General features: G+C 72.6%; 13 protein-coding genes. 4 read left to right on the top strand and 9 right to left on the bottom strand.

Annotated features, from left to right (window positions below; genetic code table 11):
- Positions 1–120 precede the first annotated feature (120 nt).
- On the bottom strand, positions 121–2040 hold the full coding sequence (locus tag J2X59_RS01130; protein WP_326495418.1) for a hypothetical protein: 1920 nt from the start codon (positions 2038–2040) through the stop codon (positions 121–123).
- A gap of 92 nt (positions 2041–2132) precedes the next feature.
- Positions 2133–3518, bottom strand: coding sequence for a hypothetical protein (locus tag J2X59_RS01125; RefSeq protein WP_326495417.1), 1386 nt, complete (start codon positions 3516–3518; stop codon positions 2133–2135).
- A gap of 111 nt (positions 3519–3629) precedes the next feature.
- On the opposite strand from J2X59_RS01125, the gene J2X59_RS01120 reads away from it, so the two are divergent.
- The gene (locus J2X59_RS01120; protein WP_126892230.1) at positions 3630–4061 is read left to right on the top strand and encodes a GNAT family N-acetyltransferase; all 432 of its coding nucleotides are present in this window, start codon (positions 3630–3632) and stop codon (positions 4059–4061) included.
- 82 nt (positions 4062–4143) lie between these two features.
- Here the strand turns inward: J2X59_RS01120 and J2X59_RS01115 are convergent, their stop codons facing one another.
- Genes J2X59_RS01115 through J2X59_RS01105 form a run of 3 tightly spaced genes read right to left on the bottom strand, consistent with a single transcriptional unit; the run spans position 4144 to position 5638 of the window.
- Complete coding sequence (locus J2X59_RS01115) at positions 4144–4671, bottom strand: Lrp/AsnC family transcriptional regulator (protein WP_066655337.1); 528 nt, start codon at positions 4669–4671, stop codon at positions 4144–4146.
- 31 nt (positions 4672–4702) lie between these two features.
- Positions 4703–5218: a hypothetical protein gene (locus tag J2X59_RS01110; protein ID WP_066655339.1), complete on the bottom strand. Its 516-nt coding sequence runs from the start codon at positions 5216–5218 to the stop codon at positions 4703–4705.
- Positions 5219–5248: 30 nt separating this feature from the next.
- Complete coding sequence (locus J2X59_RS01105; protein WP_066655342.1) at positions 5249–5638, bottom strand: DUF5997 family protein; 390 nt, start codon at positions 5636–5638, stop codon at positions 5249–5251.
- Positions 5639–5671: 33 nt separating this feature from the next.
- Between J2X59_RS01105 and J2X59_RS01100 the strand changes: the two genes are divergently transcribed.
- Entirely contained in the window at positions 5672–6454 is a 783-nt protein-coding gene (locus tag J2X59_RS01100; RefSeq protein WP_326495416.1) for a LysR family transcriptional regulator substrate-binding protein, read from the top strand.
- A complete protein-coding gene (locus tag J2X59_RS01095) occupies positions 6451–6921 on the top strand; it encodes a GNAT family N-acetyltransferase (protein ID WP_326495415.1) in 471 nt (156 codons plus the stop codon). The genes J2X59_RS01100 and J2X59_RS01095 overlap by 4 nt, the downstream gene beginning before the upstream one ends.
- Here the strand turns inward: J2X59_RS01095 and J2X59_RS01090 are convergent.
- From J2X59_RS01090 to J2X59_RS01075, 4 genes are all read right to left on the bottom strand, one after another.
- Entirely contained in the window at positions 6887–7528 is a 642-nt protein-coding gene (locus tag J2X59_RS01090) for a DNA-3-methyladenine glycosylase I (RefSeq protein ID WP_326495573.1), read from the bottom strand. The genes J2X59_RS01095 and J2X59_RS01090 overlap by 35 nt on opposite strands.
- 55 nt (positions 7529–7583) lie before the next feature.
- Complete coding sequence (locus J2X59_RS01085) at positions 7584–7991, bottom strand: VOC family protein (RefSeq protein WP_326495572.1); 408 nt, start codon at positions 7989–7991, stop codon at positions 7584–7586.
- Positions 7992–8228: 237 nt separating this feature from the next.
- A complete protein-coding gene (locus tag J2X59_RS01080) occupies positions 8229–8555 on the bottom strand; it encodes a hypothetical protein (RefSeq protein ID WP_194074877.1) in 327 nt (108 codons plus the stop codon).
- 24 nt (positions 8556–8579) lie between these two features.
- The gene (locus J2X59_RS01075) at positions 8580–10250 is read right to left on the bottom strand and encodes a sodium:solute symporter family protein (RefSeq protein ID WP_066655354.1); all 1671 of its coding nucleotides are present in this window, start codon (positions 10248–10250) and stop codon (positions 8580–8582) included.
- 136 nt (positions 10251–10386) lie between these two features.
- On the opposite strand from J2X59_RS01075, the gene aroQ reads away from it, so the two are divergent.
- The gene (aroQ, locus tag J2X59_RS01070) at positions 10387–10866 is read left to right on the top strand and encodes a type II 3-dehydroquinate dehydratase (protein ID WP_326495414.1); all 480 of its coding nucleotides are present in this window, start codon (positions 10387–10389) and stop codon (positions 10864–10866) included.
- Positions 10867–10941 lie beyond the last annotated feature (75 nt).

Here is a 10941-nt window from a genome sequence, read left to right as displayed (position 1 = left end):
CTGCGCACAGGTTGGGCACTGATTGCTCCCAGGGATGCTCCAGGCGCTCCACAGCGGCATCCGGTTCGCGGACACGGGTCGGAGGGGCGCCGCGGACGACGCCCCTCCGACTCCCTGGTGTCAGGCGGTGCGCCTGCGGAGCACGAGCACGCCGGCTCCGAGGAGCAGGAGCAGGAACGCGATGCCCGCCGGGACCGTCTGCGAGCCGGCTCCGGTGTACGCGAGCTCCGGCTGCGCCGCCGGCGCAGCAGCGGCGGTCGTCCCCGTCGAGGACGCCACGGTCGACCGGGAGGCGCTGGTCGCCGTGACCGCGCCGGCCGCGGTGACCTCCGTGCTCGCGACCGGGACGGTGGTCGCCTCCGGCACCGAGGTGCCGGGGGTCGTCCCGCCCGTCGTGTCACCGGGCGTCACGCCCGGGTCCGTGCCGGGGTCGGTCCCCGGGTCCGTACCGGGTTCGGTTCCCGGGTTCGTACCGGGGTCAGCGCCCGGGTCCGTACCGGGGTCGGTCCCCGGGTCCGTACCGGGGTCGGTTCCCGGGTCCGTACCGGGGTCAGTGCCCGGGTCCGTACCGGGATCGGTGCCCGGGTCGGTACCCGGGTTCGTGCCCGGGGTCGTGGTGCTGGTGCCGTCACCGACGATGCCGATGCCGTTCCCGCCGACGGTGATCGGCACACTGATCACGGGGATCACCTGCGTCCCGCCGAGCAGACCGCCGTCACCGGAGGTCGTGCCACCCGCGACCGGGGTCGAATCCGAGCCGGTGCCGGTCGTGCCGATGCCGGTGCCGGTGCTGGTGCCGTCACCGACGACGCCGATGCCGTTCCCACCGACGGTCACCGGGATCGAGACCACCGGGGCGACCTGCGTCCCGGAGCCCACGCCGTCGTCACCGGACGTCGTGCCACCCGCGACCGGGGTCGAACCCGGACCCGAACCGGTGCCGGTCGTCCCGGTGCCGGTGCTGGTGCCGTCACCGACGACGCCGATGCCGTTCCCGCCGATCGTGATCGGCAGGTCGACGATCGGTGACACCTGCGTGCCGTCGAGCACAGCGTCGTCACCGGACGTCGTGCCACCCGCGACCGGTGTCGAACCCGGACCCCCGCCGGTGCCGGTCGTGCCGGTGCCGGTGCTGGTGCCGTCTCCGACGAGGCCGATGCCGTTCCCGCCGATCGTGATCGGCAGGTCGACGATCGGTGACACCTGCGTGCCACCGAGCACAGCGTCGTCACCGGACGTCGTGCCACCCGCGGTCGGAGTCGAACCCGAACCCGAACCCGGGGCAGCGCTCGGCGCCGTCCCCGTCGCGGAGCCGTCACCGAGCACCCCGATGCCGTTGCCGCCGACGGTCACGGGGACGGACACGACCGGGGCGACCTGCGTCCCGGACGCGATGCCGTCCGAACCGGACGTCACCGGCTCGGCTGCCGGTTCCGGGACCGCCGGGCTGCTCGTCGCCGCGGCCGGAGCGGACGCCGGAGCGGCTTCCGCGTCACCCGCGACACCGACGGCGTTGCCGGTGACCGACACCGGAGCTGTGACGTCACCGACGACCTGCGTCCCCGACGCGACAGCGTCCGAGCCGGTCGTCGTCGGAGCAGGAGCAGGAGCCGGGGCGGGTAACGGTGCCGGAGCGGGTGCCGGAGCGGTCGCCACGGCGTCGCCCGCCACGGCGACCGCGTTGCCGGTCGCCTGCACCGGTGCCGTCACGACGGGCGCGACCTGGGTGCCGGACGCGATGCCGTCGTCACCCGAGGTGGCCGGGGCAGGGGCAGGAGCCGGGGCCGGAGCAGCCGGAGCGGGAGCCGGAGCAGCCGGAGCAGCCGGAGCCGAGCCAGTCGTGGACACGGCGTCGCCGAGCACCCCGAGGGCGTTCCCGGAGACGGACACCGGGGCACTGATCGACGGCGCCACCTGGGTGCCGGACAGGAGGCCGTCGTCACCGGAGGTCGTGGCGGCGTTCGCCACCGCGGTCCCCCCGAGCGTCAGGCCGCCGACGAAGAGGGTGAACCAGAGCCCTCTCGAGACGTACTTGTTCATGGTCGTTCGTTCCTCACTGATCGAGATCTGTCCTCCGACCGCGATCGCGGTCGGGTGGTGCGTGCCTGCCGTGCTGGACAGGCGCACCGATCTCAGTCAGGAGCGACGTCGTGGTCGCCGACGACGGACGCGGGGACCACGTCGTCGGCGAGGCTGCCGCGTGACCCCACGGCGAGGGAGAACCGGACACCGGAGGTGCCGTCGAGCCCGACGGGCGCGGCGCCCGCGGAGCCGGAGGTGGCACCGCCCGCGGCACCGGAGACGCCCGGGCCGGACGGGAGGCCGTCGTGGCCGTCGCCGTCCGCCGGGACGAGCAGCGCAGCCCCGCCGACGGTCGCCGCGGCCGGCACCGGAGCGGCCGGGGCGGCAGCACCGACGACGGTGGCGACCGCCACGTGCTCGGTGGCCGGAGCGACGTCGCGTGCGACGTCACCCGGCACTGCCGGGACACCGGCCACCGTCAGTGGGCCGCTGGCGCCGTCCACGGCGACGGCGGAGGCTGGGGTGGGCGCGTCGTGCCGGACGCGCACCGGCTGCTCGTCCGTGCCGCCCACCGGGGTCGGCGCGGTCCCGGGGACGGGCGCCGTGCCTCCCGGCAGGAGGGGCGGCAGCGGGGCCGGCGTGACGGGGAGCGGCAGGACCGGCGTCACCGGGAGCGGCAGGACCGGCGTCACCGGGAGCGGCAGGACCGGCGTCACCGGGAGCGGCAGGACCGGGAGCGCGTCCTCGACGGGCGGGAGGACCTGCTCGACCGTGCCGGGCAGCGATCCGACGGTCGTCCCGACACCGTCGACCACGTCGTCGACCGCTCCGGTGACCGGCGCGGTGACGGTGCCGACGGTGTCGTCACCGAGCAGGTCGCGGGTCACCGGGAGGGCGCCGACCACGCTGTCGACCGTGTCGACGACGCCCGTGACGGGCCGTGCTCCCGTGACCGTCTGCACCGTCTCGGTGACGGGGCGGAGGGTGCCGGTGAGGGTGTCGGTGAGCGGCCGGGAGGCACTGCTCGCCACGTCCTCACCACCGGCGGTCGTCGGCGTGGCCGGGATCGCGGCGGTGCCGGTCGGCGGAGTCGGCGACGCCTGCGGCGTGGTCGGGGCCTGCTGGGCCGCCGGCGTCTGCTGTGCGGTCGTCGTCTGCTGGGTGGTCGGAGCGACGGGAGCCGGAGCAGCGGGGGCTGCGGGAGCCGGAGCTGCGGGAGCCGGAGCCGCTGGCACCGGGGCAGCGGCGGGCGGTGCGACGGCCTGCCGCACGGGGGCGACCGCACTGTCGACGGCCTGCGTCGCTCCCTGCACGGTGTCGCCGACGTCCTGGACCAGCCCGCTGACCAGCCCGCGCTGCTGCGGAGCCCCCTCGGCTGCTGCCGCCGGACGGGCACCGAGGAGCAGCGAGAGCAGCACGAGCGCAGCGGCGACCCCGACGCCCACGAGGGCGGTCCGGAGCAGCGCGCCCCAGGGGTCGCGCAACGGCTGGTCCATGCGCTCACCTCCTGATCTCGGCTGCGCACGTAGAGTGGTTGACCGGCACTGTACGCCGATCGATCCCGGACCGGAACCGGTCACGGAAGAAATTCTCAGGAAAGGCCGCACGTGGTCTCGATCTTCTCCGCCCCGACGCGCAACCTCGACATCGTGACGCTGCACGAGATCCTGCGGCTCCGACAGGACGTGTTCGTCGTCGAGCAGGAGTGCGCCTACCCGGACATCGACGGTCGCGACCTCGAGCCGGGCACGGTGCAGTTCTGGGCAGGTCAGGGCTCGGTGGACGCCACGCTCCGGCTGCTCCGCGAGGACGACGGCACCGAGCGCATCGGCCGCGTCGCCACCGCCCGGCACGCGCGGTCGCAGGGGCTCGGGGCGCAGCTCATGGAGGCGGCGATCGCCGAGTCCCGCTCGTCGTCGATCGCGATCAACGCGCAGGCGCACCTCGAGCAGTGGTACGGCCGGTTCGGTTTCGTGCGGTCCGGCGACGACTTCCTCGAGGACGCGATCCCGCACGTCCCGATGACGCGCACCCGCTGAGCGCACTGTCGTCCGCGTCCCGGGTCGGTGCGACGTCGTCGGCCCGGATCAGGCTCGCCGGCGCCGCAGCTCGTCGCCCGGGTCAGGCGCGCCAGCGGCGGAGCTCGTCGAACGACCGCCCCTGGTGCGCGCGGTCCGCGACGAGCCGCTCGAACACGATGTTCGTCTGCGTCGTCGCGACGGCGGGGTCCCCGCTCAGCTCGTCGGCGACGAAGTCCCGCAGCTGCTCCGTCGACGTGCAGGCGATGTGCACGAGGAAGTCCTTGTCGCCGGCGAGGAACGCCACGTCCTGCACGACGGGCACCCGGAGCAGGCGCTTCGCGAAGTCGCGCAGCTCGTGCCGGGCCGCGGCGTGCACCCGGACGGACACCATCGCCTCGATCGCGAACCCGAGCTTCGCGACGTCGACGTCGGCCCGGTAGCCGCGGATCACCCCGGCGTCCTCGAGCGCGCGCACCCGCGTCAGGCACGTGGACGGCGCGACCCCGACCGCGGCGGCCAGCCGGTTGTTCGGCATCCGGGCGTCGCCGGCGAGGGTCCAGAGGATGCGCTCGTCGACCTCGTCGAGGCGCGGTGCGGGATCGGGGCGACGGACGGTTCGGTCGGACACGCCCCGACGTTACCGCTGGTCGACCCCCGCGCTACATCGCCAGCGTCATCCCGACCACGGCGACCGTCATCGCGAAGACCTCGCCGCTGCGGACGGCTCGACGGTCCTCGCGCGCCCACTCGTACCGGAGCAGCCACCCGCTGAACGCGCAGTAGCCGATCACACCGGCTCCGAGGACCGCGGAGAGCGCGATCCCGTGTCCGGCGTGCCCGTCGGACAGCCCGGTCGCGTGCCCCATCAGGAGCATGCCGGCCATCACGACCGACGACAGTGCCCGGTGCACGTCCATCGGCTCCGCCCGACGCCCGTCCGGCCGACGGCGCCGCAGCACGGGCAGCGGCGCGAGGAGCAGCAGCGTCGCCGCGGCCAGCAGCGTCCACGAGGCGCCCGCCTGCACGACGGGGAGCACCATCGCCACGAGCATCACCGCGGCGGGGACGATCACACCCGGTCGGGGCCGGTAGCGGTCCCCCACGATGCAGCAGACCGACGCGAACTGCGGCACGACGAGCATCGCGTCGGCGACGGTCTCGTGCACGGCGGTCACGGCGAGCGGCGTCCGGGTCGGTCCGGTCGGTCAGTCCTGGGCGCGCGCAGCGGCCTTGTCGGCACGCTCCTGCTTCACGCGGGCGTTCTCGGCGTGCACCTCGGCCTGCGTCGCACGCTCACGCACGAGCCACTCGGGCATCTCCTGCAGGAGGGCCTTGACCTCGGCGGTGGTCAGGGGCTCCTCGACCCCGGCACGCACGAGGCCGGAGATCGACACGCCGAGCTTCTGCGCGACGACCGGACGCGGGTGCGGCCCTTCGCGACGGAGTTCCTCGAGCCACGCCGGCGGCTGCGTGCGGAGCTCGTCGAAGGCGGTCCGGGTGACCGGCTCCGCGCGGAACGACTCCGGGGCTGCCGCCAGCAGGATGCCGAGCTTCTTCGCAGCCGTCTCGGGCTTCATCGTCTGTTCCTGCGCCATGCGTACCAGGGTACGGCCCCTACACTCGGTTGCATGACCGCGGCCCTCACCATCGCCTTCGTCCCGGGGGTCTCCCCCGCGAAGTGGGTCCGGGTCTGGCGGGAACGCTTCCCGGACGCCGAGCTCGGCCTGCTGCCGATCGGACCGACCGACGTCGACGACGCGCTCACCGGCGAGGCCGACATGGCCTTCGCCCGGATGCCCGTCGGCGCCCACCTCAACGCCATCCCGCTCTGGACCGAGACGGCCGTCGTCGCGATGCCGAAGGACGCGTCCCTCGCCTCCTCCGACGTGGTGACCGAGGCCGACCTGGCCGACGTGCACGTCGTCGACGCCGGGCCCGTGCCGGAGGACGTGTCCGCCGCCCTCGACCTGGTCGAGGCGAACGTCGGGGTCGTCGTGCTCCCCCAGTCCCTCTTCCGCGCGGCCAGCCGCAAGGACCTGGTGGCGAAGCCCCTCGACGGCGCAGCGGGCACCCGGATCGCCCTCGTCTGGCGCGACGCGGACGCCTCCGACACCACCGAGGAGTTCATCGGTGTCGTGCGCGGTCGCACCGCCAACAGCTCGCGGAACGCCGCCGACCGACCGGGAGGCACGACGAACGCCGACGACGCCGGCTCGCGCGGCACGCGGGACGGCTCCGGAGCCGGTCGCGGCAGCACCGCCCGCGCCGGTGGTGGCAAGGCCACCGCGAAGCAGGCCGCCGGCGGCAAGGCGGGCGGCAAGGGCGCGCGCAAGCCGCGCGGGACCGGACGACCGGGCACCCAGCGACTCGGCAACGGCAAGCCGAAACGCGGGTCCAAGGGCAACCGGTGACGGACACGCGGCTCGTCCCGATGCCGGCCACGCGCCTCCCGGCCTGGCTGGACCGCACGATGGCGGAGTACGTCGGATCGCGCATGCGGGCCGGTGAGACCCGCGAGCAGGCCGAGGCGAACGAGCAGCGGTCGCTCGACCAGTGGTTCCCGGACGGGGCACCCCTGCCCGACCACTTCGTCTGGGACCTCGTCGACGACGCGGACGCCGTCGTGGGGTACCTCTGGATCGGACCGTTCTCGTCGGGCAGCACCGAGTGGTGGGTGTTCGACGTCGAGGTCGACGAGCCGTTCCGTCGCCGCGGTCACGCCCGACGGGCGCTCGAGGCCGGGCAGCGGGTCGCCCGTGAGCACGGCGCCACGAGCATCGGGCTCAACGTGTTCGGGTACAACACGGGCGCGCAGGACCTGTACGCCGCGCTCGGCTACCGCGTCACCGCGACGCAGATGCAGCTCCCGCTCGACTGATCGCGGCCTGTGAGGCCCAGACGCCGGACGTGCCGCGTCGGTGACTGCCGACCAGGTGCGTGTCGACGATGCCGAGTGCCTCCATCAGGGCGTGCATCGTCGTGGGCCCGACGAACGCGAACCCGCGCTTCCGCAGGGCCGTCGACAGCGCCACGGACGCCTCGCTCGTCGTCGGGACCTCGGCGATCGTCCGCGGCGCCGGTGTCGCGTCCGGCCGGAAGGACCACACGAGGTCGGCGAGCCCACCGTCGGCGCGCAGGGCGATCGTCGCGTTCGCGTTCGTGATCGTCGCGCGGATCTTCGCCCGGTTCCGGACGATGCCGGCGTCCGCCATCAGGCGCTCGACGTCGTCGTCCCCGAAGACCGCGACCACGTCCGGGTCGAAGTCCGCGAAGGCCGCGCGGAACGCGGGGCGCTTGGCCAGGATCGTGCGCCAGGACAGCCCGGACTGGAACGCCTCGAGCGACAACCGCTCGAACACCCCGCGCTCGTCGCGGACCGGCATGCCCCACTCGGTGTCGTAGTACTCGCGGAGCATCGGGTCGGTCGCGGCCCAGACCGGGCGCGCGAGGCCGTCCTCTCCGGTCACCAGGCCGTCGGAGATCATCGTCGGGTCGTCGCTCACGCGTCCATCCTGGCCGACCGCACCGACGACCCCGGGGTCACCGGTCGGTGCCGTCGCCCGTCATCGCGGCCTGGTCCATCCAGACGTACTCCCACCGGTGGCCGTCCGGGTCGGTGAAGCTGCGCTGGTACATGAAGCCGAGGTCGGTCTCCGAGCGGTCCTCGTTCCCGCCGCTCATGACGGCGGCGTCGACGATGCGGTGCACCTCGTCCTTCGAGGCTGCGCTCAGCGAGTTGATCACCTCGACCGTCCCGGGGGCGGCGATCGTCCCGTCGGTGAACTCCTGGAACTTCGCATGCGTGAGGAGCATCACGTACACGGTGCTGCTCACGACGATGCACGCGGCGGTCTCGTCGGTGAACTCCGGGTTCACCGTGTAGCCGAGCGCCTCGTAGAAGCCGACTGCCCGGTCCAGGTCGGTGACCGGCAGGTTGATGAACACCATCTGCTCCACGGTGGTTCCCTTCGTCGAGCACCAACCTGGCGCAGCCGCCCGTCGAGCGCAACCGTCCCGTCCCGGGACCGACCGCGTCCCGGCCGCCCGTTCCTTCCCAGAACGCCCGAGATGGATCGTGAGAACGGGCGTACCTGGTCGGATGATCCGACCCGGTACGCCCGTTCCCACCAGATACGCCCGTTCGTGCTGGCGGGCCGTTCAGCCGCGCAGCCGCGCGCAGCGGGGTCAGACCCGCTCGCGCCCCTCGCCTGCGGCGCGCTGGTCGGCCTCGGCCTCGGCCTGCCCGACGATGTCCTCGGCGGGCACCGGGTTCAGCCGGTCCCACAGGAAGAAGAGCAGCCCGCCGACGAGCAGCGACAGCCCGACCCACAGGTTGATGTGGATGCCGCCGGTCTTCTCGGGGTCGGTGTCCCAGTGGACGATGCCGACGATGGTGGTGATCACGCCGTAGAGCACGAACAGGCCGCCGAGGATGCGGCGCAGGTCGAGTCGGCGGGTGGAGCGGACGAGCGCCGCCTGCTCCTCGGTGAGCTTCGTGGTGTCCTCACGCATGGGAGTACTCCTTCGGGTCCGGGCCTAGAGGAACGGCAGGTAGAGGGCGACGCACAGCACGAGCGCGACGGTGCCGAGCAGCGCGGGCGAGCGGTACCAGGCGGTGTCCGTCGCGACGGCTCCGGCGGTCATGTCGATCTTGCCGACGCCGTACACCAGGCCGCCGAGCTCCGACACGTCCTTCGGCTTCGTGGCGAGCGAGACGAGCACGCCGACGACGAGCACCGTGACGAACGAGATGATCGCGCCGTACATCGTCTCGGCGGTCGCCGTCGAGAACAGCGACGGGTTCACGAGGTACGCGATCCAGGTGATCGTCGGCGTCACGATGCCGAGCACGTAGCCCCAGAGCGCGCCCTGGGTGGTCATCCGCTTCCACAGCAGTCCGAGGATGAAGACGCCGAAGAGCGGTGCGTTGAAGAACGAGAACAGCGTCTGCATGTAGGTCATGATGTTGCCGGCCTGCGCGGCGAGGAACGCCGTGCCGATGCCGACGACCACGCCGACGACCGTGACCCAGCGACCGGTCTTCAGGTAGTGCAGGTCGGGCATGTTCGGCTTGATGTACCGCTGCCAGATGTCGTACGTGAAGACGGTGTTGAACGAGGAGACGTTCGCCGCCATGCCCGCCATGAACGAGGCGAGCAGACCCGTCACGGCGATGCCGAGCACGCCGGTCGGCAGGTACATCTGGATGAGCTTCGGGATCGCGTCGTTGTAGGTCAGCTCCCCCGAGGCGAACTGGTTGCCCACGACGGCCGCGGCGATGAGCCCCGGCACGACGACGATGAACGGGATGAAGAGCTTCGGGATCGCCGCGATGAGCGGGGTCCGGCGGGCTGCCGACATGTTCTTCGCCGAGAACGCGCGCTGCACCTCGGTGAAGTTCGTCGTCCAGTAGCCGAAGGAGAGCACGAAGCCGAGGCCGAGCACGATGGCGAGCCAGTTCGCCCCGATCGGGTTCGTGACGTCGCCGATGCCGGTGCCCGTCCAGGCCTGCAGGTGCTGCACGCCCTGGGTCTGCTTGATGGCCTCGGTGAGACCGCCCCACCCGCCGACACGGTGCAGGCCGACGATCGTCAGCGGCACGAGGCCCGCGATGATCACGAAGAACTGCATGACCTCGTTGTAGATCGCGCTGCTCAGGCCACCGAGGGTGATGTAGGCGAGCACGAACGCGGCGGACACCAGGATCGCGAGCCACTCCGGCCAGCCGAGCATCGCCTCGATGACGATCGCCATGGCGTAGAGGTTGATGCCGGCGATGAGCACGTTCGACACCGCGAACGCGATCGAGTTCACCAGGTGCGGCGCCTTGCCGAAGCGGCGGAGCATGAACTCCGGCACCGACCGGACCTTGGACCCGTAGTAGAAGGGCATCATCACGAGCCCGAGGAACACCATCGCGGGCACGGCACCGATGAGGTAGTAGTGCAGCGTCGCCATGCCGATCTGTGCGCCGTTCGCCGCCATGCCGAGGATCTCGGTCGCGCCGAGGTTCGCGGACACGAAGGCGAGGCCCGTGATCCAGGCCGGCATCGAGCGGCCGGACAGGAAGAAGTCCATGCTCGTCCGGACCTGCTTGCGGGCGGTGAACCCGATGCCGATGACCACCGCGAAGTACACGATGATCATCAAGTAGTCGACCCAGCCCAGTTCGAGCCGGATCCCGTTGGTCGCCGCAGCGAGAACCATGCGATCTCCACATCAGTGTGTTGCAGTCGGCAACTGCGCCGACCCGAGCGGGAACGTTACACCGCGATGTGACCGTTCACATAGCTCGCGCATCCGTCGCCGTGGCCGCAGCCCCGTCGCTCGGTAGGCTCTCCCCATGAGCGAGCCGGTCACCGACACCACGACACGCCCCCGGCGGATCCTCGTCCTGAACGGGCCGAACCTCGACATCCTCGGGCGTCGCGACCCGGCACAGTACGGCACCGTGACGCTCGCCGAGCTCGAGGCGATCGTGCACACGGAGGCGGCGGTCCACGAGCTCGAGGCGGACTTCCGGCAGACCAACCGCGAGGGCGAGCTCGTCGAGTGGCTGCACGAGGCGCTCGACGACTTCGTCGCGGTGGTCGTCAACCCCGCCGCCTACGCGCACACCTCGGTCGCGCTGCATGACGCGGTCGAGGCGCTGAGCGTCCCGGTCGTCGAGGTGCACCTCTCGAACACGTGGAAGCGCGAGCCGTTCCGGCACGTCGACCACGTCGCGACCGCGGCGACCGCGGTCATCGCCGGTGCGGGCGCCGACGGCTACCGCCTGGCGGTCGCCCACGTCGCGTCGCTGGTGGCCGACCCGACCGACTGACGGCCTGGAGGCGCGGCACCCGCCCGCCACGCGCCTCCCGTCCGCCCCGCGTCCAGACGTCCCGTCCGTCCCGTC

The organism is Curtobacterium sp. 260, assembly GCF_030803485.1.
In the GTDB taxonomy this organism is placed as follows: domain Bacteria; phylum Actinomycetota; class Actinomycetes; order Actinomycetales; family Microbacteriaceae; genus Curtobacterium.
Note: the sequence above shows the minus strand (reverse complement) of the source record. Positions and strands in the feature narration are given on the sequence as shown.